This window comes from Paludibacterium denitrificans, assembly GCF_009707705.1.
Taxonomy (GTDB): Bacteria; Pseudomonadota; Gammaproteobacteria; order Burkholderiales; family Chromobacteriaceae; genus Paludibacterium_A; species Paludibacterium_A denitrificans.
In genome coordinates, this window is the sequence record NZ_WLYX01000001.1 from 786,863 (window position 1) to 809,075 (window position 22,213).

Here is a 22,213-nt window from a genome sequence, read left to right on the forward strand (position 1 = left end):
AAAGCCCAGCACTGTGTGCTGGGCTTTTTGGTAAATCTTGGCGTCCCCACGGGGATTCGAACCCCGGTTACCGCCGTGAAAGGGCGATGTCCTAGGCCTCTAGACGATGGGGACAGCTGGTGCACCCGGAGCGATTCGAACGCCCGACCCTCTGGTTCGTAGCCAGATACTCTATCCAACTGAGCTACGGGTGCGGTGACTGGCGGAGAAAGAGGGATTCGAACCCTCGATACAGGTTTAAGCCCGTATGCTTCCTTAGCAGGGAAGTGCCTTCGACCTCTCGGCCATTTCTCCGTCGTCAGAGAACCGCAATACTAATAACTGCGGCGCTCTGTGTCAAGCATTAACTAGCAATCAGGCCGCGTGATCCAGCCCAAATGCCTTGTGCAACACGCGCACGGCCAGTTCCAGATACTTTTCGTCGATCAGCACCGACACCTTGATCTCGGAAGTCGAGATCATCTGGATGTTGATGCCCTCTTCGGCCAACGTGCGGAACATGGTGGAAGCCACGCCGCAGTGCGAACGCATGCCGACACCGACGATGGACACCTTGGCCACTTTTTCGTCGGAATCCAGCTTGGCGGCGCCAACGTGAGTCTGTACGTCACGCAGAATGCCAAAGGTACGTTGCGCTTCGCCACGCGGAACGGTGAAGGAGAAATCGGTGGTACCGTTGTCGCCCACGTTCTGGATGATCATGTCGACTTCGATGTTGGCATCGGAGATCGGGCCCGAGGATCTGGTAGGCAATGCCCGGCTTATCCGGTACGCCTTTGACATTGATACGGGCTTCGCTGCGGTCAAATGCAATGCCTGCAACCGGGGCTTTTTCCATATTTTCATCTTCCTCGAACGTAATCAGCGTACCTTCACCCTCCTCCCCGGAAACTGGAGAGCACACGCAACCGAACCTTGTATTTCCCCGCAAATTCTACCGAGCGGATTTGCAGCACCTTGGAACCCAGACTGGCCATCTCAAGCATTTCTTCAAAAGTAATGGTCTTGAGACGACGGGCTTCGGGCACCACGCGCGGGTCGGTGGTGTAAACGCCATCAACGTCGGTGTAAATCTGGCATTCGTCCGCTTTCAACGCTGCGGCAAGGGCGACGGCCGACGTATCCGAACCACCACGACCCAGCGTGGTGATATTGCCGTTTTCGTCCACGCCCTGAAAACCAGCGACGATCACGACGCGACCGGCCGTCAGGTCGGCACGCATGGCGTCTTCGTCGATGGACTGGATGCGCGCTTTGGTGTGGGCATCGTCAGTGGTTACCTTCACCTGCCAGCCGCAGTAGCTCTTGGCATCGACGCCGATGTTCTTCAGCGCCATCGCCAACAGGCCGATGGTGACCTGTTCGCCGGTGGAGATGATCACGTCCAGCTCACGCGGATCGGGATAGTCTTGAATGTCTTTGGCCAAGCCGATGAGGCGGTTGGTTTCGCCACTCATGGCAGAAACCACAACTACCACATCATGACCCTGCGCTTTCCATTTGGCGACACGGCGGGCCACATTCTTGATGCGATCGGTGGTGCCCACCGATGTCCCGCCGTACTTCTGTACGATGAGTGCCATGCTTGCTTCTTATATACAAAGGGTTGAAATGTCGAACACCGATTCTGTCCATATCTTGGCAAGAAATGCAAGGCCGTTGTTGGACAATGACCCACTTAATTGATGCAGCGCAGTACCGTCACGCCTGTCACCTAAAAAGTTGCACGACCTCCAGCCCCCGGCAAGGTTGGCCGAAACCGTCACACCGGCCACAGCGGTGGCTCATCCAGCAACGCCACTTGCTCACGCAGGGTAAGGATTTGTTCTTCCCAATAGCGCTGGCTGTTAAACCACGGGAACGCCGCCGGGAAAGCCGGATCGTGCCAGCGGCGCGCCAGCCGGCACTGAAGTGCAGCAGGCGCAAGGTACGCAAGGCTTCCACCAGATACAGTTCGCGGGTGTCGAACTCGTAAAAATCCTCATAACCGGCCAGAACATCAGCCAGCTGCTGACTCTGTTCTTGCCGTGAACCCGACAGCAACATCCAGATATCCTGAATCATGCGCCCCATGCGGCTATCGTCAAAATCGACAAAATGCGGGCCTGCCTCGGTCCACAAAATATTTCCGACATGACAATCGCCATGTAACCGCAGGGTATTCACGGCACCGGCGCGGTCAATACAACGCTGCACGCCATCCAGCGCCTGACGTGCCACGCCGCGATAGACATCCACCAGTTCGCGCGGCAGTAACCCGCTGGCAAACACATAGGCGAGCGGCTCCTCGCCAAAACTTTGCTGATCCAGCACGGGCCGCTGCTGATAGGGTTCGATTGCGCCCACTGCATGGATGCGCCCGAGAAAGCGGCCAATCCATTCCAGCGTGGCTGAATCGCCCAACTCCGGCACCCGGCCGCCACGGCGGGCAAACAGCGCAAAACGATAACCACCATGTTGATGCAAGGTATGCCCCGGCATGACAATGGCGGCACGACCGGAATCTCGCGTTCGGCCAACTCCAGAGTAAAGGCATGCTCTTCCAGAATCTGGGCATCACTCCAGCGTTCCGGTCGATAAAACTTGGCAACCAGCGGCGGGCCATCATCCATCCCGACCTGATAAACGCGGTTCTCATAACTGTTCAGGGCCAACAGGCTGCCAGAGGTAAGCAGGCCCAGTGCTTTCCACCGCATCCAGCAAGGTATCCGGCGTCAGCCCGGCAAAGGGTGGTGCTACCTCATTTTGTGCAGCGTTCAGTTGTGTCGTTTCAGCCATGCCAGCGTCCCCAGAGCACGATTAATAACCAGGGCGGCCAGTACCCACGCCAACGTAGCCGCTCCCAGCGCATACACCAGCCGCAAACGGTCCAGCAGCAGATAGAGCGACAGCAGATAAATAAAGTAAGGCACCATACCCCACATGCCAAACAGCAGTGTCAGTTTCAGCGCCGGTACGCCACGTTCACTGCCGACAATGTAATGTGCAATCAGCGCAAACGTGGGAAACAACGGCAACAACCCGGCGACAACATAATTGCGGGAACGCGACAGCAGGCTGATCAGCAGCACCACTAACGCGCCCAGCAATGACTTGAGCAACAACATTCCTGCACCGTCCTATTTTTGGCCTCTTGCCACCGATTGTCGCATAGGCCACCACCCACCCCGCAAAAACTCAGGAGTTGCACATCATTCTTGTTTGCATTTCCATTTAAAGTCTTACTACAATTTATTAAGACTTCCTTAATCTAGCTGTGCGATACTGCGGCGTTCCAAATCGTTTACCGACACTGCCATGACCCCATCCACGCGCCTACCCGACCACGTAGTAAGCGAGGAAGAAGCCCGCCACCACGCCGCCCGCACCAGTACGCTGGTCAGCGTTGTCGTCAATATTGTCCTGTCGCTGGCACAGATCAGCATCGGTCTGTTTGCCAAATCCCAAGGTCTGATTGCCGACGGTATCCACTCGCTCTCCGATCTGGTTTCAGATTTTGTTGTCTTGCTGGCCGGGCATCACAGCCGCAAAGGCCCGGACGAAGACCACCATTACGGCCATCAACGCTACGAAAATGCCGCGTCATTGGTATTGGGTGTACTGCTGCTGGCCGTCGGTATCGGCATGCTCTGGTCCGCCGCGGTCAAATTCGAGAACCCGGCTGCGATCCCATCTGTGCATAGCGCCGCGCTGTGGGTGGCGGGTGTGGCACTGCTCTCCAAGGAATTGCTGTTCCGCTATATGCTGGCCGTGGCCGAACGTGTCCGCTCCAGCATGTTGATTGCCAATGCCCGGCACGCCCGTTCCGATGCAGCGTCCTCACTGGTAGTCGCCGTGGGGATTATCGGCAACCTGATGGGTTACCCGCTGCTCGACCCGATTGCCGCGCTGATCGTTGGCTTCATGGTGAGCAAGATGGGCTGGAGCTTTACCGGGATGCCATGCATGACCTGATGGATGGTGCCGCCGACGAAGAAACCGTAGAAGCCATTCGCCAGACCTTGTTGACCACGCCGGGTGTCTACGCTTTGCACGACCTGCGTACCCGCAAGATGGGCGACCTGATCGTCGTGGATGTCCATCTGGAAGTGGACGACCGCATCAATGTAGTAGCAGGCCACGATATTGCCGTCACCGCGCGTCAGCGCGTGATGCAGCAGCACCCGGTACTGGACGTGATGACGCACGTCGACCCGGTTACCCTCAATCCGTCACAAGGCTGACAGGCGGGCCGCTCAAGGGTTTATCCGCATTGGCACACACGCAGCATCCGGCGTTTAATGCAGGCTGGATTGTTGCAACGGCCACGGTTGGAGACCCTTGAGCATCATGAAAATCGGCCTGTTTATTCCCTGTTTCATCAACGAGCTGTATCCGCACGTGGCCATGGCCACGCTGGAACTCTTGGAAGGCTATGGACTGACGGTGGAATTCCCACTGCAACAGTCCTGCTGCGGCCAACCACTGGCCAACAATGGCGACAGTGTTGGCGCCACTCAGGCCGCCCGGCACTTTACCGAGGTGTTCAAAAGCTACGATTACGTGGTCGCTCCTTCTGGCAGCTGCGTGTCACACGTCACCCATCATTACGACTGGTACATCGCCGACGATCGTGACTATCAGGGACTCAAGCCCAAGGTCTACGAAATCATTGAGTTTTTGCAGGACGTACTCAAGGTAGAAAAACTGCCCAAGCCGGTGTATTTCCCGCACAAAGTCTCCATTCACCAAAGCTGCCACGGCCTGCGTGAACTGCATCATGCCGCGCCGTCAGAACTGATGATGCCGTTTCACTCCCGGCTGGCAGACATCCTCAAACTGGTCGACGGCATCGAGGTCGTTACGCCTGAACGTCAGGATGAGTGTTGCGGCTTTGGCGGCACCTTCTGCGTGGATGAGCCGGAAGTATCTACCGCCATGGGCGAAGACCGCATCGCCCAGCACGAAGCCACCGGAGCCGACTACATCGTTGGTGCCGATTCGTCCTGTCTGATGCACATGGGCGGCATTATCCGCCACAACGGCCGCACCATCCGCCCGCTGCATATCGTGGAACTCCTCACCGGACGCGGAGGCCAGCCATGAAGAACGACAGAATCAACCACGCCGAGGCGGCAGTGGGCTTTCTGCAGGATCGCGCCCAGTGCCAAATGGCACGATAGCGCCATCTGGTGGGTGCGCCAGAAGCGTGACGCGCAAGCCAAACAATTGCCGGAGTGGGAGGAATTGCGCCGTCTGGCCAAGGAGATCAAGGGGCACACCCTTTCCCGACTGGACGACTACCTCACCCAGTTTGAGGCCAATGCCCAGAAAAACGGCGTTATCGTGCACTGGGCCAGCGATGCCGACGAACATAACCGCATCGTCCATGGCATTCTGGCCGAACGCGGCGTCAAGAAACTGGTCAAGTCCAAGTCGATGTTGACCGAAGAATGCGGGCTCAATCCTTACTTGGAAACGCGCGGTATTGAGGTGATCGACACCGATCTGGGCGAGCGCATCGTGCAATTGCGCCACGAGCCGCCCAGCCATATCGTCATGCCTAGGCTATCCACTTGAAAAAGAACAGATTTCCGAGCTGTTCCATCAGGAGCTTGGCACCGAGGCGGGCAACAACGATCCCACCTACCTCACCCACGCCGCGCGCGCCAACCTGCGCGAGCACTTTCTCAGCGCCGAAGCGGGGCTGACCGGCGTAAACTTCGGCATTGCCGAAACCGGTGGCATCGTTGTCTGCACCAATGAGGGCAATGCCGATCTGGGCACCAGCCTGCCGCCGCTGCACATCGCCTGCATGGGCATCGAAAAGATCATTCCCAAACTGGAACATCTGGGGGTCTTCACCCGTCTGCTGGCACGCTCGGCCATCGGCTCGCCCACCACCACTTACACCTCGCACTTTCACCAGCCACGACCGGGCGGCGAGTTGCATATCGTGATCGTGGACAATGGCCGCAGCGAAATTCTGGCTAACGACGATTTCTACCAGAGCCTGCGCTGCATCCGCTGCGGCGCCTGCATGAACACCTGTCCGGTTTATCGTCGCAGCAGCGGGCACAGCTATAGCTATGTGATTCCCGGCCCGATCGGCTCCACCCTTGGCCCCAGCCGCGACATCAAGAAACACTCCAGCATGGCATTTGCCTGCACCACCTGTGGATCGTGCTCCAATGTCTGCCCGGTCAAAATCAATCTGCACGAACAACTGGTATTGCAGCGTCGCCGGGCATTCGATCAGGGCGCTCTCAAGCCGGGCAAGAAAATGGGCCTGCTTGCCATGCGGTTCCTGACACAGCATCCGGCATTGTTTGACCTGTCCGGCAAGGTGCTGCGCAAGGTCATCCCCATCCTGCCGCAAGGCTTCGGCCAACATACCGCCGGGGACGCGCCGGGCGTGATTTACCGCAAGCGCCAGCACAAAGTTTCAAGGAAATGTACCGTCGCCGTCAGGAGGACAAAGCATGAGCAGCCGCGAGCGTATTCTGGAAAAAATCCGCCAGTCCCGCCCGGCGGGGCCAGAACTGCCGGATATCCATGCTGTGCCGTTTGTACAGTTCGATGACAAGTTCGGCGCATTCGCCAGCCTGATTCGTAATCTCGGCGGTGAGGCGGTCATTCTGGCCGATGGGCAGAGTATTGCCGACATCATCCACCAACGTTGGCCGAATGCCGGTCGCACGGTGGACCTGACACAACCCGGCAGCGAGCAGCCAGATCAGCCGCACGGCTGGAATGATGTGGATATCGCCATTGTGCCGGGAGCACTGGCCGTGGCAGAGAACGCGGCGGTGTGGGTCAGCCACCCGGACAACCGCTACCGCTCGCTCTATTTCCTGACGCAGAAACTGGTGATGGTGGTAGCCAAAGACGCCATCGTCGATACCATGCGCGACGCCTATGCCCGGGTTGAACTGCACGAGCACGGTTTTGGCAGTTTCATTTCCGGCTCGTCACGCACGGCGGATATCGAACAGAGCCCGGTAATGGGTGCGCATGGTGCCATGGCCGCCCTGGTCATTTTTGTCTGAGCGTGACGGGCGCCACTTGGCGTGACGCCGCCATTTAGCTTCGTTGCTTCCTTCAGCCCCCGCATGGGGGCCTTTTTCGTGTGCAAGGTTGGCCGAAACAACAAAGCCCTGCACAGGCAGGGCTTTGTTCGACGAGCACAACGCTGAATCAGCGTGCGCTTTCTACCTTGTAACGCGGCGGCAACAACAAAGCAGGAATTTCGCGAGCCTTCTTGCGACGTGAACGCGGCGGCAGCATCACATTCTTCAAACCCTCGCCCTTATCGCGAGCTTCGCTACGCACCGGGGTCGCACGGCCGCCGGTGATTGCGCCAGCAGCACCAGCAGCACCAGCAGTCGAGCGGCGCGGCGCACGCTCCTCCTGCCCGGCCGGACGCGGCAGCCGGGACGGCCAGAAGCCATCCACGGTTTGCGGCGTCAGCGTCTGCTTGGTCAACCGCTCGATCGCCTCATGCTGCTTACCCTCATCCGCGCTCATCAGCGAAATGGCCACACCGCTGGCACCGGCACGACCGGTACGGCCAATGCGGTGTACGTAATCTTCCGGCGAGTTAGGCAACTCGTAATTGACGACAAACGGCAGCTCGGAAATATCCAGACCACGCGCGGCCACATCGGTCGCCACCAGAACCCGCAGCGAGCCATCCTTGAACGCCGACATGATTTCCATCCGCATGCCTTGCGACTTGTCGCCGTGGATTGCCTCCACCGACAACCCTTCGCGCTTGAGATCTCGCGCCAGATGATCGGCACTGAGCTTGGTTTTGCAGAACACAATGACCGGCTCATGTCGCGCGTTTTGATCAGGTGCGCCAGCAAATGACGTTTACGTCCGGCATCCACCGAGTAGACAATCTGTTCCACCTGCGCATTGGTCGAGTTCTGCCGTGCCACCTCCACGGTTTGCGGCGTCTTCATGAAATCAGCCGCCAGCCGCTTGATTTCCGGGGCAAAGGTCGCCGAGAACAGCAAGGTCTGGCGCTCCTTCGGCAGCATGCTCATGATCTTGCGGATATCCTGAATGAAGCCCATGTCCAGCATGCGATCCGCTTCATCCAGTACCAGCACATCCACCTTGTTCAGCTGCACGGTCTTTTGCTGAATGTGGTCCAGCAAGCGCCCCGGCGTAGCAATCAGGATCTCCACACCACGACGCAACTCCTGCGTTTGCGGGTCCATATTCATCCCGCCAAAAATGGTGGTCGCCCGCAATGGCAGATATTTGGTATAGGTTTTGACATTCACGCCGATCTGGTCGGCCAACTCACGGGTGGGCGACAATACCAAGGCGCGCACCGGATGCATGGCAGGAGAAACACTCGACGTGGCAAATTTTTTCAACCGTTCCAGAATCGGCAGCATGAAAGCGGCGGTTTTGCCGGTACCGGTCTGGGCCGCAGCCAGCAGATCGTGGCCAGACAAGACCAGTGGAATGGCTTTTTCCTGAATCGGCGTAGGCTGACTATAGCCCTGTTCTTCAATAGCGCGAAGAATCTCGGGAGAAAGCCCGAGTTCGGCAAACAACATGAATAAGTACTCCACGGAATCCTGAACACGACACCAACGACCACCGGGGTCTGGCATACGTCAGAGTTCAATAAAAGGACGCCCACAAAAGGCAAAGCCGCCCGGAGGGCGGCAATATCTAGCGATCAACTCAAATGGTTGACAACACTCACAAGCAGGATGACAAACAACCATAACAACGCGCTACGCCAGATCAATCCCACCGCACTGCGCAAGAAGTTAGGGTCGGCGTCGTCGCCCAGCCCCAGTTCCGGGCGGAACTCGACGCTGTAGTCCTGACGCAGGGGATCACCCAGTTTCACCCCCAAGGCACCAGCGGCTGATGCCAGCAAGATACCATTGGCGTAATTGCCCCGGGTTTTTGCCTGAGAACGCCAGCAATAAACGGCATCTTCAAAGTCACCCATGATGGCAAAGCCCGCCGCAGTCAGGCGCACCGGCAACCAGTCAAGCCACGCGGCCACACTGGCGGCAAAACGGCCAAAGCGATCTTCGGCAGCATCCCGGCTACCCCATTTCTGATTGAGAATGGAGCTCAGGCGATACAGCAGCGCACCAGACGGCCCCGGCAGCAACGCAAACCAGAACATGGTGCCAAACACATGACGATAGCTATCGATCACCCCTTGCTCGATGGCCAGACGTGATACATCGCCCACCGACAGCGCCGCAGTCTGCTGGCCGGTCCAGTTAGCCAAAGCCTGCTTGGCATCCAGCTCGCGGCCTTCGCTCAACGCGACCGAAATCTCGGAGAAGGCGCTGGAAAAATGGCGGAACCCCATGGTCAGGTACAACACCAGCACGTTCCACAGCAAAGCCGAGGATCGGGCTGATTGCATACAGGACATAGTACACAGCCGGGCTAATGGCCGGGATCGGTACGATAGCGGCCAGCCATCCCATCACCCCATGCCGGTTGGAACCCGCATTGAGGTTACGTTCAAGATGATTGGCGTAGCGGGTAAACAGCAACCAGACCCGGTTACGGTTACCAAGCGGTCGCAGTTGCTCCAGTGCCAGAGCGATAATCAGGGAAATAAGGGTCATTGGTTCGGCATAATGGTTTTCTCAGGCCCGGTTGCCAAGATACCACAAAGGCCGCGACACGCCCACCAACAGTCACGCATTGGATGGGGAAAGGGCGAGAAGCCCAAGGAAAGCACACCTAACAACGACCAGTGTCGTTGCTACAGGCGTGACAGACCAGTGCAGGAAGAATCAGGCCGAACCGAGAAAACGGCCGCCGCCATTGATGGTGGGCTGGGTGCCATCAGGGCCATAGCCCAGCGTAGCGGCCGCAGCCTCCTTGAGGACAGTCAGGGCCTCATCGACATTTCCGAGGCGCTCCTGAATAAAGCGGCCATTGAGCTGATTGACGCTCTGGGCACGCAGCAGAATTTCTTCCAGCCGGGTCCAGGCCTCAGTCGCCTCAGGCTTGTCCGCCAGCCAGATATACACCGTATCGCTATCTTGCAAACCCAGACGCTGCATCAGCTGGGTACGATGCTCGGCCTGACGGGCAATGTCATCCAGGACCGGCTTTTGGTATCGGCCACACTTTCCAGCCGGTTAACCTGCCCTTGAATCAGGAGCTGTTGCTCGTCTTCCAGTACAGCCAGCAAGCGGCCCACCTGCTCGGACTCGGCATGGCACAACTGGACAAACTGCTCAACGTCATTCATGGCTATCACTTCCGCCGGTCAGTATTTACTTGGCCAATAACTCGCGTGCCGAAGCAATCAGACTACCCGCAATCTTTTCCGGATTGACGCTAAACGACCCGGACGCAATGGCCGATTTGATTGCCTCAACCTTGGCCGCATCAAAGGCGGGCGTGGCATTTGCCCGGGTTTCTACCGTACCGATATGGCTGGCCAACGGGTTGATCTCCACACTCTCTGCGCGCGCTGCCGTGGCAGTGCTGGCCGGAGCATTGGCATTGCTGTCGCGTTTGGCGACTTTGCTGGTGGTGGTATAAGCACCAATGGCGTTGCCCGAATTGTCGATTTTCATGACGGGGCCTTCCAAAAATAGGGATTGTTTCTATTATCGACCGAAAAAACAATCTCTTGAAACATTTCTCAATAAGTCACGGCCACACTGCCATCCTCGGCCACCACGCCACGGACCACGCGCCCGGAAGCCATGCGCACCGAAACGGATTCGCCAAGCGCCGCGTTGGCAATGGCCGTACCGTCGGCGACCACATCAAAGCCATCGCCTTGTGCCAGCACCCTGACCCGCTGATTGGCGCGCACCAGAAAAGGCATCCGCACCATGAAACCGCGCAACCAGGGCGTTTGGGTGCGCCACTGCGCATGGTATGGCCGATGGCCTGTGACAAGTCGGCCAGAACATTCTGCGCCAGTGCCGGATTCGCAACCTCTACCAACTGAACATCTGCCGCACTCAGCACCTCGCCAGCCGCCACCGCACGGTTCAGCACAACACCCAGACGTTTTTCATGAATGGTTACCGGCAGCCGCAACTGCCAGCCCTGCGCAGGACAGGACAGCGCCACAAACGTCGCCCCGGTGGTCTTGGCGGTGTTGGCCCAACCGGCTTGTGGTTGGGCACAGGTTAAACACGGCCAGATGTTTATCGAGGTGGCCCAATTGATAGCTGGCCTTACGCGCGGTCAATTCCTGCCGCAGAAAACCGTCGGCCAGCCGCTCCAACGCCTAAGCAGGCTCTGGTTGGCAGCCAGTACGCTCGCGCTGGCCAACACTGCCAGCAGGCAAAGTATGAATCGTTGCATCGGCACATTGTAAACCATGAACATTGACGCGGTGTTCGACCGCGCCATGGCGGCAAGGTTCTGCATCCACCTCATGCAAACAGGCTCCACAAGGGAGCCTGTCGAAAACGGCGCACGGCGTGGAATTACGCCTCCAGCTGTTGCTGGATAAAGGCTTTGACCTTGGCGGCATCGGCATCGAACACCACCACTTTTTGCGGCAGTTGCTCGATTCCGTCATAACCGGCCGGACGCGGCGGATCACGATCCAGCGCTTCGCGGATGGTGTCGGCAAACTTGGCAAGGCAGTTTCCAGACACACCACGGTTTCGTCCGGGCGGCGTACTTCGCGGGCAACCTTGATGCCGTCAGCCGTGTGGGTATCCACCACCACGCCATCTTCGGCATCGACGCGACGAATGGTCGCCAGGGCGGTCGGCGTGACTGCTCTTGCCGGAGACAAACCCAAAGGTGTCACGAGCATCGGCAAGGTTGGCCGAAAGATCGAAGCCTTCACCGCGCTCCACCTGAGCCCACAGCGCCTTGACCTTGGCGGGATCGCGACCAACCAGATCAAACACGAAACGCTCAAAGTTGGACGCTTTGGAGATATCCATCGACGGGCTGGAGGTCACGTAGGTATCGGCGGAGCCACGCGGACGATAGATGCCGGTCTTGAAGAATTCATCCAGCACATCGTTTTCGTTGGTAGCGACGATCAAGCGTTGCACCGGCAGGCCCATCTGTCTGGCAATATGCCCGGCGCAGACGTTGCCAAAATTACCGGACGGCACGCAGAAGCTAACCTGCTCGTCATTACTCTCGGTGGCGTTGAAATAGCCTTTGAAGTAATACACCACCTGCGCCACGATGCGTGCCCAGTTGATGGAATTGACAGTACCGATCTTGTATTTGGCCTTGAAGGCGTGATCGTTTTGCACCGCTTTGACGATATCCTGACAGTCGTCAAACATGCCGGTAATGGCGATGTTGTGGATATTGGCGTCTTGCAGGCTGTACATCTGGGCCCGCTGGAACGGGCTCATCAGGCCATCCGGGCTGAGCATGAACACGTTGATGCTTAGGCCTTGCCGCGCATGGCGTATTCGGCCGCCGAACCGGTATCGCCGGAGGTGGCGCCCAGAATGTTGAGCGTCTCGCCTTTTTTAGCCAGTACGTATTCGAACAGGTTGCCGAGGAACTGCATCGCCATGTCCTTGAAGGCCAGCGTCGGGCCATTGGACAGTTCCAGAATCACCAGACCATCGTGCAGGCGTTTGACCGGCGTGATGTCAGCACTGCCATACACGGCCGCCGTGTAGGTGCGCGACACGATGTCCTTGAGGTCCGCCTCCAGAATATCGGTGGCAAACAGGCGGATCACTTCAAATGCCAGATCGGCATAGGACAGCTGGCGCCAGGCATCCAGTTCTTTTCGGCCAACTTGCGGATAACTTTCCGGCAACGCCAGGCCACCATCGGGCGCCAGCCCCATCAGAATAGTGTCGGAAAAAGCCTGCGGCTGCATGCCGCCACGAGTACTGATATAACGCATTAGTTTCATTCCAGATAGTTGGCACAAGCCGCCTTGGCTTTGGCCATTTTCTGCTTGCCACGTGGGTCGTCTTTGCGAATTTGCCCGCTGAGCACGCCCATCACTTCTTCGGCACTGATGTCTTCGGCCAACTTGCGGCTGGCGCACTGGCAATAGCGATTGACCTTGTCGGCCGGATGCATGCCGACACCGTCAGAGGCGTGCGCTTCAGGCAGCCGCGCATCAGTGCTCCCTGCAGCAGGCTGTTTTGTGCCGGAGGCAAGGAGGCTGCGGCCGCGTGCCCGCTAACCACCGTCACCAAGCAGCACAGCAACCAACGGGCGCGCCAGCGGCCACCAGACAAGAGTTGAGCCGACATGATCACTTCATCAGGTAATGGACACAGGCATACACCCCTTTGGCCATCTTGGCCTTGAACTCGGGGCTGGACGCTTGCAGTTTGCCATCCATGATGTTGACCAGATCGTCTTCGGTCAACTCGTCGAACAGCTTGCCGGTTGCGCAATCACAGTAGTTCTTCAACCTGCCGTCCGACAGATTCAGGCTTTTGCCGGTATCGGAACTGGCACCCGAGCTGACGCACTGCTTGCTCATCAGGCTTACCATCGGCTCACGCGCCACATCCTTGATGGATTCGGCCTGAGCCAGCAGCGGGCACAGCAACAAGACGCACCAAAGGGCTTTAGTCATTGAGGTCTTCCATGCGCAGACGAACCACTTTGCCGGTCACGCTATCCAGCGTTTCGATGGCGGCAATGGCGGTGTTGATGGCTTTCTCCTGCACGCGATGGGTCAGGATCACCACTTCGGCAGTTCCTTCGCTGACCGAGCCTTTCTGGATCAGCGCCTCGATGGAGATGCCGTTATCGGCCAGCAGGCGGGTAATGTTGGCCAGCACGCCAGCACGGTCAGCAGCGCCGATGCGCAGGTAATAGGAGCTGACCACTTCGTCGATCGGCAAAATCGGCAGGTCTTTGAGCTGATCCGGCTGGAAGGCCAGCGGCGGAACGCGATGTTCGGTTTCTGCCGTCAGCAGGCGTGCCACGTCGATGATGTCGGCCACCACAGCAGAAGCGGTCGGCAAGGCACCGGCACCGGCGCCGTAGTACAGGGTCTGGCCGATGGCGTCGCCCTTGGCCAGCACGGCGTTCATCACGCCATTCACATTGGCGATCAACTGGCTTTCCGGAATCAGCGTCGGGTGCACACGCAGTTCGATGCCCGCCGCCGTGCGGCGCGTCAGGCCCAACAACTTGACGCGGTAGCCCAGTTCCTCGGCGTAACGGATATCCTTGGCATCCAGCTTGCTGATGCCTTCCAGATAGCACTTGTCAAACTGGGTGGGGATACCAAAGGCGATGGACGCCATCAACGTCAGTTTGTGGTTTAGGCATCATGGCCTTCGATATCGAAGGTCGGGTCGGCTTCGGCGTAACCCAGACGCTGGGCTTCGGCCAACACGTCGGCAAAGCTGGAGCCCTTTTCACGCATCTCGGTCAGGATGAAGTTGGAGGTGCCATTGATGATGCCGAGCAATCCATTGGATATGGTTGGCCGCCAGACCTTCACGCAGCGCCTTGATGATGGGGATACCGCCAGCGACAGCGGCTTCAAATGCCACCATCACGCCCTTTTCCTGCGCGCGGGCAAAAATTTCGTTGCCGTGGATCGCCAGCAGTTTCTTGTTGGCCGTTACCACATGCTTGCCATTCTCGATGGCCTTGAGCACCAGCTGCTTGGCGATGGTATCGCCGCCGATCAATTCCACCACCACATCGACATCCGGATGGGTCACTACCGTATTGGCATCATCAACCAGCGAGACTTCCGGACCCACGATAGAACGTGCACGTTCCAGATCACGATCTGCCGCCATGAACAAACGGATTTCGCGGCCAGCACGGCGGCTGATTTCTTCAGCATTACGCTTCAGTACGGTGGCGGTACCGCCACCAACTGTCCCCACTCCCAGCAGGCCAATATTGATCGGCTTCATGTGATCTCCTGTGATCTATCCGTTATTTGTCCCTGACCCCGCCCGTCATGCAGCCTTGCTGACGAGTCGACAAAGGCCTCGTGGCAAACCGGCACCACCGGCTTGCCACGAAGTCTTTCACCCCGCTAACCAAACCTACAGTTGCGGGCAATAATAAAGGGAGCCTGACAGCTCCCTCGGCATTTTACCAATGGTTGCCCATTTGCGCGCGTTTAGCCTCTGGCTGCGCACACAAACGGCATCCCACCGATTGCATCAATCGGTACCGTAGCGTTTACGGTAGCGCTCAAGGAAGCGGGCGATACGGCCGATGGCTTCGGTCAGATCGTCCGTATTGGGGAGGAATACCACGCGGAAGTGATCCGGCGCAATCCAGTTAAACCCGGTACCCTGTACCAGCAGCACTTTTTCCTGTTGCAGCAGTTCCAGCACAAACTGCTGGTCGTCCTGAATCGGGTAGACATTCGGGTCCAGACGCGGGAACAGGTACAGACCGCCACGCGGCTTGACACAGCTCACCCCGGGAATCTCCGACAACAGCTTCCAGTGCCAGGTCGCGCTGACGGGCCAGACGACCGGTTGGCATGACCAGATCATTGATGCTCTGGTAACCACCCAGCGCCGTCTGAATGGCCAGCTGTGCTTAAGCACGTTGGCGCACATACGCATCGAGGCCAGCATGTTGAGGCCTTCGATGTAATCCTTGGCGTGCGCTTTTTCACCTGACAGGATCAGCCAGCCGCCGCGATAGCCACAGGCACGGTAATTCTTGGACAGGCCATTGAAGGTCACGACGAACAGGTCCGGCGCCAGCGAGCCGATCGAGGTATGTTTTACCTCGTCGTACAGCACTTTGTCGTAGATTTCGTCGGAGTAGATGATCAGTTGGTGTTCGCGCGCGATTTCGACAATCTGCTGCAACAACTCGGGCGAATACACCGCGCCGGTGGGGTTGTTGGGGTTGATCAGCACGATGGCTTTGGTATGCGGCGTGATCTTGGCACGGATATCGTCGAGGCTGGGGAACCAGCCGTTGTTTTCGTCGCACAAGTAATGCACGGCGTTGCCGCTTACCAAGCTCACGGCGGCCGTCCACAACGGGTAATCTGGCGCAGGTACCAGCACTTCGTCGCCGCTATCCAGCAATGCCTGCATCGACATCATGATCAGTTCGGAGACGCCGTTACCGATGATGATGTCGTTTATGGTGACGTTGGGCAGTTTCTTTTCCTGCGCGTAGTGCATGATGGCCTTGCGCGCGGCAAACAGGCCCTTGGAATCGGAATAACCCGACGCTTGCGGCAAGTTGGCAATCACGTCTTCGATGATTTCATCCGGCGCGAAGAAGCCAAACGGCGCAGGGTTGCCGATATTGAGCTTGATAATGCGGTAGCCCTCGTCTTCCATGCGTTTTGCATGATCAAAGACCGGGCCACGAATATCGTAACAAACGTTGTCTAGTTTTTTGGATTTGTGTACTGACTGCATGGCGGCGTGTTTTCCCGGTGCGGGTTAGGCATTCGGAAACAGAGGTTTTTTTCCGGTTGCGCGGTTTATGTTCTTTCATAAGATCCCTTGTGTCTCCCGGCAGCCTGACGCCTCTTGATACCTGCAGCTGTTGTCGCAATGCTTGGCCACCGGGCCATCGCCTTGATGTCTGATCGCATGCTGGGCGGTGGGTCAAGCTATAATCCTATCCCAATCCGTGGTGCGCCGCATCAGGGTTTGGCGTTTCATGGCGACAAAATCTGCCAGCCGCACGCCACGCTTACCACGCGCGCCACAGCGACACGAGGAAACCCGCCCGATGAAAATGCAACAGTCCCCGGGACAAGGCAAAAACCTGTTTACCGGCTACGGTGACGGCCATGTCCTGATCAATGCCCAACGTCACGATGGCCACCTGATCGTTACCCCGGATAGCGTCAGCGCGTGGCAGGTGGAAACCTTCGAGACACTGACGGAACAACACTTTGCCACGCTACTGGCCGAGCAACCGGAGGTGGTGTTGTTCGGTTCCGGCAAAACCCTGCGCTTTCCGCATCCGCGCCTCACGGCGAAGTTGGCCGAAGCCGGCATCGGCGTGGATGTAATGAATACCGCGGCCGCCTGCCGCACGTTCAATATCCTGATGGCCGAGGATAGGCGAGTGGTGCTGGCCCTGCTCGCCATCTGAGCACCCAGATAGCCAAACGCCCCGTTGCAGCCAGTGCACACGGGGCGTTGCTTTATCGGTTGTCGCGTCAGATCAGCATTCCGGGCAGTTTGTGCCGTTGGCCGTTTCCCCGCCGAATTCTTCGTAGGCCATCAGCGCTTCGGCCGCGGTCATCAGGGACGGACCACCGCCCATGTAGACGGCAACTTGCAGCATTTCCATGAATTCGGCACGGGTACAGCCCAGCTTGACCAGTGCCTTGGTGTGGAAACCGAGGCAACCCTGACAACGCCCGGCGATACCAATGGCCAGTGCGATCAGCTCTTTGGTCTTGTTGGACAGCACACCTTCAACGTGTGCCGTCTTGCTCATCATCCCGAAACCCTTCATGGTTTCCGGGATTTCACGATGCATTTCGGCCAACTTGGCGCTCAGGTCTTGGGTCAGTTCGCGGTAATCGTGGCTCATCGCAGTCTCGCTTTATGAAATAACATTATATATTTTACTTAATCATACAGTGTCATGACAAGCCCCTGCACAAAAAAGCCCGTCATGCGACGGGCCCGGTATCCATGTGGCGTCGGTTAGTGCCACACGTCTTTCAGGACAATCACCAATAACAGCACGGCAATGAGCGCCAGCCAGAAATTACGCCGTTTCTGTTCGCGCATCAGGCCGATATAACCTTGCACCAGCAAATCGGTACGATTCGCGGACAAGGCTTCGTTCAGCTTGCGTGGCAAGGTGGGCAGCGTGGTCGCCCACTGTGGCGCTTCGTTTTTCAGCGAGCGCAGCAAGCCGCGCCAGCCAATCTGCTCGTTCATCCATTTAGTCAGGAACGGCTTGGCGGTATCCCACAGGTTCAGTTCCGGGTCCAGCTGCCGCCCCAAGCCTTCGATATTCAGCAGGGTTTTCTGCAACAACACCAGCTGCGGCTGAATTTCCACATTGAAGCGCTAAGCTGGTTTCAAACAGGCGCAACAACACCATGCCAAACGAAATCTGCGCCAACGGTTTGTCGAAGAACGGTTCGCACACGGTACGCACCGCGGCTTCCAGCTCTTCTGCCCGGGTATCACGCGGCACCCAGCCCGATTCGATATGCGCAGTCGCCACGCGCAGGTAATCGCGGTTGAAGAAAGCCGGGAAATTGACGGCCAGATAATGCTTGTCCACTTCCGTCAGACTGCCCACGATACCAAAGTCGAGCGCAATGTAACGGCCGTCTTCGGCCACAAAAATGTTGCCGGGATGCATGTCAGCATGGAAAAAACCATGGCGGAACACCCGGGTAAAGAAGATTTCCACGCCAAAGCGGCTGAGTTTTTTCAGATCAACGCCATCCGCCCGCAACTGGTCGATCTGACCGATTGGCGTGCCGTTCATCCATTCCAGCGTCAGCACGTTGCGCGCGGTGTAGTCATAAAACACTTCCGGCACCAGCAGCATGTCGGAGCCGATAAAATTGCGCCGCAGCTGCGAGGCGTTGCTTACCTCGTGCATCATGTCCAGTTCATCGTGCAGATATTTGTCGAACTCACCCACCACTTCCTGTGGTTTGAGGCGCTTGCCATCGACAAAAAAACGCTCGACCCAGCTTACCAGCGTTTTCAGCAGTGCCAGATCCTGTTCAATCACCGGTTGAATACCGGGGCGCAACACCTTGACCGCCACCTCGCGCCCTTTGCTGCCATCGCTCTGGCGCAACCAGGCCTTGTGCACCTGCGCCACCGAGGCACTGGCAACAGGCACATCACCAAAATCGACATACAGCTCGTCCACCCGTTGCCCTAGGCTGGCCTCGATCACGGCACGCGCCTGTTCGCCGGGAAAGGGCGCGACCTTATCCTGCAACCGCGCCAGCTCTTCGGCGTACTCGGGCGGCAACAAATCGCGGCGGGTGGACAGCACCTGACCAAACTTGACGAAGATCGGCCCCGTGCTTTCCAGCGCCAGACGGACGCGTTGCGGCAACGGTTCCGACGTGTCACGGCGCACCGGACACCAGCGGAACAGGCTATGCACAAAACCCAGACGCGAGTGGCCGCGGAAAAATTCGTCCAGGCCAAAGCGGTAAAAGGTGGAAACAATCTTGAAAAAACGCGAAGTGCGCATAAGGGCAAAATGCCTGTCAGAAAGGTTGGGAAGGAGGCAGCACCGCGGCTTCCAGCTGCGCCGGGCGCTTGTCCAGCCGGGCAACATCGTCGCGCAATGCATCCACCTGCTGCACATAACGGTTGACGTCGTCCTGTCGCGCCAACAGCGGGGCTTCTTCGCGCAGATGCTCCAGCCAGTTTTCGGCCAACCTCAGCGCCACATTGCCCTTGAAACCAAGCAGTCCACGCGCCCAGCCTTGCAGCCGGTTGGCGGCCACGTCACCCAGCAGGCGGGACAGGTCTTCTGTCGCATCCCATTGCAAGCGCGCCACCAGCTTGCCGACAGCAGCCGCCAGTTCGGCATCACCTTCCAGGCTGACATCGGCCAATGCCGGGCTTCGTCGCTGCAAGGCGGCGAGCGCGGCGGCGTGCTTGAGACGGATCATTGCCTCCGGTTCGCCCTCGCAACCGGCCAGCCAGCCTTCTTCGGTAATCACGCCCGTTACCTGCAACGGCGGCAGCACGATACCGATGCGCCGCCCGGCATAGGCGGCCAGCTCAGCGCGCCGCGCTGCTGGCCCAGCACATGATTAAACACTGCAATCTGGATTTTCATGCCCTGCGGCCTCCTGCGAGCAAACGGGCGGCGAAGGTAGCGGCTTAAGCAACGACAACGCCCTTCGCGCCTCATGGCGGTTGGTCAGACTTTGTAACCTTTGTGCAACGCCACCACGCCACCGGTCATGTTGTGGTAATCGACCTTGCCGAAACCGGCGTCGATCATCATCTGTTTGAGGGTTTCCTGATCCGGGTGCATGCGGATCGACTCGGCCAGATACTGGTAGCTATCCGGATCATTGGCCACCAGCTTGCCCATCAGCGGCAATGCCTTGAACGAGTACAAGTCATAGAACGGCGCCAGCGGTTTCCAGACCTTGGAGAATTCCAGCACCATCAACTTGCCGCCCGGCTTGAGCACCCGGCACATTTCCTTCAGCGCCAAATCCTTGTGCGTCATGTTGCGCAGGCCGAAGGCCACCGATACGGCGTCGAAGTAATTATCCGGAAACGGCAGCTTCTCGGCATCAGCCAGCGACACCGGCAGGATCAGGCCTTCGTCCAGCAGACGGTCACGGCCCACGGTCAGCATCGAGCTGTTGATATCGGTCAGCCACACTTCGCCGGTCTTGCCGACGCGCTTGGCCCAGCCGCGTGCCAGATCGCCGGTACCACCGGCAATGTCGAGCACCTTGTCACCGGCGCGTACGCCGGAGGTAGTCAATGTGAAATGCTTCCAGACCCGGTGCAGGCCACCGGACATCAGGTCGTTCATCACATCGTACTTCTGGGCCACCGAGTGGAACACGCCAGCTACCTTGGCGGCTTTCTCGCTTTCGTCTACCGTCTTGAAACCGAAATGGGTCTGCTTGTCCATGTCTACTCCCTGCTCGCGCCAGCGGCGGCGAGGCGATTCAGATAATCCTGCCAGTACTGGTCGTGCTTGACGCCCAGATCGTAAAGGTAATCCCGTGTATACAACCCGCTGTCGTGCCCATCATCAAACACGATTTTCAGCGCATAGTGTCCAACCGGCTCCGGGCAGTAATCGCCACATTTTTCTTGCCGGTTTGCAACACCTCTTGCCCCACGCCATGGCCACGCACCTCAGCCGAGGGCGAATACACGCGCAGATATTCACACGACAACGAAAAACTGGCGCCATCGTCAAAACGAATTTCCAGCTGATGCGAGCGTGCATGCAACTGGATTTCCTGCGGTCGCGGTGTCGCGGAAGTCAGCCCGGCCATGATGTGCTTGCTCCAGTCAGATAAACGGTGTCCGGGCGCTTCGGCCAACCCGGCCCGCGCCACGGCATTCGGTGTTCAGTTCTTGCGCTCCAGCAGCATGGCATCACCATAACTGAAGAAGCGGTACTCGGCCTGCACGGCATGCTGGTAGGCTTGCCGGATTTCATCGTAACCGGCAAAGGCCGACACCAGCATCATCAATGTCGACTTGGGCAAGTGGAAATTGGTCAGCAGGCGATCAACCACGCGGAATCGGTAACCCGGCGTGATGAAGATGTCGGTTTCCCCACGCCCGGCACACAACACGCCGGACTGCGCCGCCGATTCCAGCGCACGCATGCTGGTGGTTCCCACCGACAGCACCTTGTGCCCGGCGGCGCGCGCAGCGGCAATGGTCTCGACCGTGACCGGCGGAATCTCGTAAATTTCGCTGTGCATCTTGTGCTGCTCGATATTTTCCACCCGCACCGGCTGGAACGTACCGGCGCCGACATGCAAGGTCACGTAGGCCAGCTTGACGCCTTTTTCGGCCAACCTTTGCAGCATCTCATCGGTAAAGTGCAGGCTTAGACAGTCGGTGCCGCCACCGCGCCTTTTTCCCGAGCATAAACCGTCTGGTAACGCTCATCGTCCTCGCCCTCGGCCGAACGTTCTATATAAGGAGGCAACGGCAGCTTGCCGGAGGCATCCAGAATGTCGAACACGTTGGCCGAATCGACAAAGCGCAGTTTGAACAACTCGCCTTGCCGCTCCTCCATGACCGCCTCCCAGCGTCCGGCAAACAGCAAACGGCTGCCCGCCTTGGGCGATTTGGAGGCCCGCACGTGCGCCAGCGCCGTGTGTTCATCCAGCACCCGTTCGATCAGCGCCTCCACCTTGCCGCCGCTGGCCTTCTCGCCAAACAGGCGCGCCTTGATCACGCGGGTGTCATTGAATACCATGACGTCGCCCGCCGACACCAGATCGATAAAATCGGCAAACTGCAGGTCAGTCAGGGCCAAACCATCCACATGGAGCAGACGGCTACTACCACGCACAGCCGGATGCTGGGCAATCAGCCGCTCCGGCAAGTCGTAATCAAAATCGGAAAGCTGCATTATTCTGGGGACACGGTTTAAAACCGCCGAATTATACCCCTTGACGCGCCCGCCCGGCAGCCGCTTGTTTACGCCCGACGGCCGCCACTCACCTGAGGTACGCACGGCAAAAAGGTTGCACCGTTTGCCAATGCGGTTCACTCTAGACAAATTCAGCGCGGAGCATACGAGTGTACCTCCACGGCAGGCAAACCAAACACTCGTTTTAATTTCA

22 protein-coding genes, 3 tRNA genes and 9 pseudogenes are annotated in these 22,213 nt (G+C 58.2%); 7 read left to right on the plus strand and 27 right to left on the minus strand.

Annotated elements, in window-relative coordinates; genetic code table 11:
- Positions 1-38: 38 nt before the first annotated feature.
- The 8 genes and pseudogenes from GKE73_RS05375 to GKE73_RS05410 form a co-directional block, all read right to left on the minus strand.
- A tRNA-Glu gene (locus tag GKE73_RS05375) sits at positions 39-114 on the minus strand.
- A gap of 3 nt (positions 115-117) precedes the next feature.
- Positions 118-194, minus strand: a tRNA-Arg gene (locus tag GKE73_RS05380).
- Between the two features lie 6 nt (positions 195-200).
- Positions 201-294 (minus strand) — tRNA-Ser (locus GKE73_RS05385).
- Between the two features lie 60 nt (positions 295-354).
- Positions 355-1,583: pseudogene (locus GKE73_RS05390) on the minus strand (aspartate kinase).
- A gap of 127 nt (positions 1,584-1,710) precedes the next feature.
- A complete protein-coding gene (locus GKE73_RS05395) occupies positions 1,711-2,481 on the minus strand; it encodes a serine/threonine protein kinase (protein WP_230369363.1) in 771 nt (256 codons plus the stop codon).
- A gap of 59 nt (positions 2,482-2,540) precedes the next feature.
- Positions 2,541-2,696: pseudogene (locus tag GKE73_RS24560) on the minus strand (stress response kinase A); the annotation flags it as partial.
- On the minus strand, positions 2,635-2,778 hold the full coding sequence (locus GKE73_RS05405) for a hypothetical protein (RefSeq protein ID WP_230371551.1): 144 nt from the start codon (positions 2,776-2,778) through the stop codon (positions 2,635-2,637). The gene GKE73_RS05405 and the pseudogene GKE73_RS24560, both read right to left, overlap by 62 nt.
- Complete coding sequence (locus GKE73_RS05410) at positions 2,757-3,101, minus strand: GlpM family protein (RefSeq protein ID WP_230369364.1); 345 nt, start codon at positions 3,099-3,101, stop codon at positions 2,757-2,759. The genes GKE73_RS05405 and GKE73_RS05410 overlap by 22 nt, the downstream gene beginning before the upstream one ends.
- A 196-nt stretch (positions 3,102-3,297) precedes the next feature.
- Here GKE73_RS05410 and GKE73_RS05415 point away from each other — a divergent pair, with 196 nt between their 5' ends.
- The 6 genes from GKE73_RS05415 (at position 3,298) to GKE73_RS05440 (ending at position 7,028) form a co-directional block, all read left to right on the plus strand.
- The gene (locus tag GKE73_RS05415; RefSeq protein WP_230369365.1) at positions 3,298-3,954 is read left to right on the plus strand and encodes a cation diffusion facilitator family transporter; all 657 of its coding nucleotides are present in this window, start codon (positions 3,298-3,300) and stop codon (positions 3,952-3,954) included.
- The gene (locus GKE73_RS05420) at positions 3,942-4,223 is read left to right on the plus strand and encodes a cation diffusion facilitator family transporter (RefSeq protein ID WP_230369366.1); all 282 of its coding nucleotides are present in this window, start codon (positions 3,942-3,944) and stop codon (positions 4,221-4,223) included. Before GKE73_RS05415 ends, GKE73_RS05420 begins: the two co-directional genes overlap by 13 nt.
- Before the next feature lie 106 nt (positions 4,224-4,329).
- Positions 4,330-5,085 carry a (Fe-S)-binding protein gene (locus tag GKE73_RS05425; protein WP_230371402.1) on the plus strand — a complete coding sequence of 252 codons (756 nt, stop codon included), beginning with the start codon at positions 4,330-4,332 and terminating at the stop codon, positions 5,083-5,085.
- A gap of 90 nt (positions 5,086-5,175) precedes the next feature.
- Positions 5,176-5,559, plus strand: a complete 384-nt coding sequence (locus tag GKE73_RS22640) for an LUD domain-containing protein (RefSeq protein ID WP_312854370.1) — start codon at positions 5,176-5,178, stop codon at positions 5,557-5,559.
- Between the two features lie 19 nt (positions 5,560-5,578).
- Entirely contained in the window at positions 5,579-6,562 is a 984-nt protein-coding gene (locus tag GKE73_RS22645; RefSeq protein ID WP_280955117.1) for an LUD domain-containing protein, read from the plus strand.
- Positions 6,462-7,028, plus strand: a complete 567-nt coding sequence (locus GKE73_RS05440; RefSeq protein WP_230369367.1) for a LutC/YkgG family protein — start codon at positions 6,462-6,464, stop codon at positions 7,026-7,028. The genes GKE73_RS22645 and GKE73_RS05440 overlap by 101 nt, the downstream gene beginning before the upstream one ends.
- A gap of 148 nt (positions 7,029-7,176) precedes the next feature.
- Here GKE73_RS05440 and GKE73_RS05445 read toward each other — a convergent pair.
- From GKE73_RS05445 to GKE73_RS05495, 12 genes and pseudogenes are all read right to left on the minus strand, one after another.
- Positions 7,177-8,555: pseudogene (locus GKE73_RS05445) on the minus strand (DEAD/DEAH box helicase).
- Between the two features lie 125 nt (positions 8,556-8,680).
- Positions 8,681-9,394 carry a CobD/CbiB family protein gene (locus GKE73_RS05450; RefSeq protein WP_230369368.1) on the minus strand — a complete coding sequence of 238 codons (714 nt, stop codon included), beginning with the start codon at positions 9,392-9,394 and terminating at the stop codon, positions 8,681-8,683.
- A 379-nt stretch (positions 9,395-9,773) separates the two neighbouring features.
- Positions 9,774-10,046: a flagellar protein FlgN gene (locus GKE73_RS05455; protein ID WP_230369369.1), complete on the minus strand. Its 273-nt coding sequence runs from the start codon at positions 10,044-10,046 to the stop codon at positions 9,774-9,776.
- On the minus strand, positions 10,046-10,237 hold the full coding sequence (locus GKE73_RS05460; protein ID WP_230369370.1) for a flagellar protein FlgN: 192 nt from the start codon (positions 10,235-10,237) through the stop codon (positions 10,046-10,048). Before GKE73_RS05460 ends, GKE73_RS05455 begins: the two co-directional genes overlap by 1 nt.
- A gap of 25 nt (positions 10,238-10,262) precedes the next feature.
- Positions 10,263-10,568, minus strand: coding sequence for a flagellar biosynthesis anti-sigma factor FlgM (gene flgM / locus GKE73_RS05465; protein WP_230369371.1), 306 nt, complete (start codon positions 10,566-10,568; stop codon positions 10,263-10,265).
- A gap of 68 nt (positions 10,569-10,636) precedes the next feature.
- Positions 10,637-10,834, minus strand: a complete 198-nt coding sequence (gene flgA / locus GKE73_RS05470) for a flagellar basal body P-ring formation chaperone FlgA (protein ID WP_230369372.1) — start codon at positions 10,832-10,834, stop codon at positions 10,637-10,639.
- A gap of 95 nt (positions 10,835-10,929) precedes the next feature.
- Positions 10,930-11,076: pseudogene (locus GKE73_RS25355) on the minus strand (flagellar basal body P-ring formation chaperone FlgA); the annotation flags it as partial.
- Positions 11,077-11,438: 362 nt separating this feature from the next.
- Positions 11,439-12,847: pseudogene (thrC, locus tag GKE73_RS05475) on the minus strand (threonine synthase).
- Positions 12,848-12,852: 5 nt separating this feature from the next.
- On the minus strand, positions 12,853-13,029 hold the full coding sequence (locus GKE73_RS05480) for a hypothetical protein (protein WP_230369373.1): 177 nt from the start codon (positions 13,027-13,029) through the stop codon (positions 12,853-12,855).
- A gap of 178 nt (positions 13,030-13,207) precedes the next feature.
- A complete protein-coding gene (locus GKE73_RS05485) occupies positions 13,208-13,537 on the minus strand; it encodes a hypothetical protein (protein WP_230369374.1) in 330 nt (109 codons plus the stop codon).
- Positions 13,530-14,843 (minus strand): annotated as a pseudogene (locus GKE73_RS05490) (homoserine dehydrogenase). Before GKE73_RS05490 ends, GKE73_RS05485 begins: the two are co-directional and overlap by 8 nt.
- 255 nt (positions 14,844-15,098) lie before the next feature.
- A pseudogene (locus tag GKE73_RS05495) lies at positions 15,099-16,331 on the minus strand (pyridoxal phosphate-dependent aminotransferase).
- 247 nt (positions 16,332-16,578) lie between these two features.
- On the opposite strand from GKE73_RS05495, the gene GKE73_RS05500 reads away from it, so the two are divergent.
- On the plus strand, positions 16,579-17,019 hold the full coding sequence (locus GKE73_RS05500) for an Mth938-like domain-containing protein (RefSeq protein ID WP_230369375.1): 441 nt from the start codon (positions 16,579-16,581) through the stop codon (positions 17,017-17,019).
- A gap of 72 nt (positions 17,020-17,091) precedes the next feature.
- Here the strand turns inward: GKE73_RS05500 and GKE73_RS05505 are convergent, their stop codons facing one another.
- From GKE73_RS05505 to queA, 7 genes and pseudogenes are all read right to left on the minus strand, one after another.
- Positions 17,092-17,466 (minus strand): carboxymuconolactone decarboxylase family protein, encoded by a 375-nt coding sequence (locus tag GKE73_RS05505; RefSeq protein ID WP_230369376.1) that lies wholly within the window; start codon positions 17,464-17,466, stop codon positions 17,092-17,094.
- A 116-nt stretch (positions 17,467-17,582) separates the two neighbouring features.
- Positions 17,583-17,945 (minus strand): hypothetical protein, encoded by a 363-nt coding sequence (locus GKE73_RS26885; RefSeq protein ID WP_512698914.1) that lies wholly within the window; start codon positions 17,943-17,945, stop codon positions 17,583-17,585.
- The gene (locus tag GKE73_RS05510; protein ID WP_512698915.1) at positions 17,827-19,230 is read right to left on the minus strand and encodes an AarF/UbiB family protein; all 1,404 of its coding nucleotides are present in this window, start codon (positions 19,228-19,230) and stop codon (positions 17,827-17,829) included. Before GKE73_RS05510 ends, GKE73_RS26885 begins: the two co-directional genes overlap by 119 nt.
- The gene (locus GKE73_RS05515) at positions 19,130-19,618 is read right to left on the minus strand and encodes a ubiquinone biosynthesis accessory factor UbiJ (RefSeq protein WP_230369377.1); all 489 of its coding nucleotides are present in this window, start codon (positions 19,616-19,618) and stop codon (positions 19,130-19,132) included. The genes GKE73_RS05510 and GKE73_RS05515 overlap by 101 nt, the downstream gene beginning before the upstream one ends.
- Before the next feature lie 176 nt (positions 19,619-19,794).
- Positions 19,795-20,529 carry a bifunctional demethylmenaquinone methyltransferase/2-methoxy-6-polyprenyl-1,4-benzoquinol methylase UbiE gene (gene ubiE / locus GKE73_RS05520; protein WP_230369378.1) on the minus strand — a complete coding sequence of 245 codons (735 nt, stop codon included), beginning with the start codon at positions 20,527-20,529 and terminating at the stop codon, positions 19,795-19,797.
- Between the two features lie 2 nt (positions 20,530-20,531).
- Positions 20,532-20,902, minus strand: a pseudogene (locus tag GKE73_RS05525) (gamma-butyrobetaine hydroxylase family protein).
- Positions 20,903-20,977: 75 nt separating this feature from the next.
- Positions 20,978-21,999 (minus strand): annotated as a pseudogene (gene queA / locus GKE73_RS05530) (tRNA preQ1(34) S-adenosylmethionine ribosyltransferase-isomerase QueA).
- Positions 22,000-22,213: the final 214 nt, after the last annotated feature.

Coding starts and splice junctions, on each gene's coding strand:
- GKE73_RS05395 (WP_230369363.1), bottom strand. CDS start 2,481: ATGCCGGGGCATACCTTGCATCAACATGGTGGTTATCGTTTTGCGCTG.
- GKE73_RS05405 (WP_230371551.1), bottom strand. CDS start 2,778: ATGGCTGAAACGACACAACTGAACGCTGCACAAAATGAGGTAGCACCA.
- GKE73_RS05415 (WP_230369365.1), top strand. CDS start 3,298: ATGACCCCATCCACGCGCCTACCCGACCACGTAGTAAGCGAGGAAGAA.
- GKE73_RS05420 (WP_230369366.1), top strand. CDS start 3,942: ATGCATGACCTGATGGATGGTGCCGCCGACGAAGAAACCGTAGAAGCC.
- GKE73_RS05425 (WP_230371402.1), top strand. CDS start 4,330: ATGAAAATCGGCCTGTTTATTCCCTGTTTCATCAACGAGCTGTATCCG.
- GKE73_RS05440 (WP_230369367.1), top strand. CDS start 6,462: ATGAGCAGCCGCGAGCGTATTCTGGAAAAAATCCGCCAGTCCCGCCCG.
- GKE73_RS05450 (WP_230369368.1), bottom strand. CDS start 9,394: ATGCAATCAGCCCGATCCTCGGCTTTGCTGTGGAACGTGCTGGTGTTG.
- GKE73_RS05455 (WP_230369369.1), bottom strand. CDS start 10,046: ATGCAGCGTCTGGGTTTGCAAGATAGCGATACGGTGTATATCTGGCTG.
- GKE73_RS05460 (WP_230369370.1), bottom strand. CDS start 10,237: ATGAATGACGTTGAGCAGTTTGTCCAGTTGTGCCATGCCGAGTCCGAG.
- flgM (WP_230369371.1), bottom strand. CDS start 10,568: ATGAAAATCGACAATTCGGGCAACGCCATTGGTGCTTATACCACCACC.
- flgA (WP_230369372.1), bottom strand. CDS start 10,834: ATGGTGCGGATGCCTTTTCTGGTGCGCGCCAATCAGCGGGTCAGGGTG.
- GKE73_RS05480 (WP_230369373.1), bottom strand. CDS start 13,029: ATGCATCCGGCCGACAAGGTCAATCGCTATTGCCAGTGCGCCAGCCGC.
- GKE73_RS05485 (WP_230369374.1), bottom strand. CDS start 13,537: ATGACTAAAGCCCTTTGGTGCGTCTTGTTGCTGTGCCCGCTGCTGGCT.
- GKE73_RS05500 (WP_230369375.1), top strand. CDS start 16,579: ATGGCGACAAAATCTGCCAGCCGCACGCCACGCTTACCACGCGCGCCA.
- GKE73_RS05505 (WP_230369376.1), bottom strand. CDS start 17,466: ATGAGCCACGATTACCGCGAACTGACCCAAGACCTGAGCGCCAAGTTG.
- GKE73_RS05510 (WP_512698915.1), bottom strand. CDS start 19,230: ATGTGCAGCAGGTGGATGCATTGCGCGACGATGTTGCCCGGCTGGACA.
- ubiE (WP_230369378.1), bottom strand. CDS start 20,529: ATGGACAAGCAGACCCATTTCGGTTTCAAGACGGTAGACGAAAGCGAG.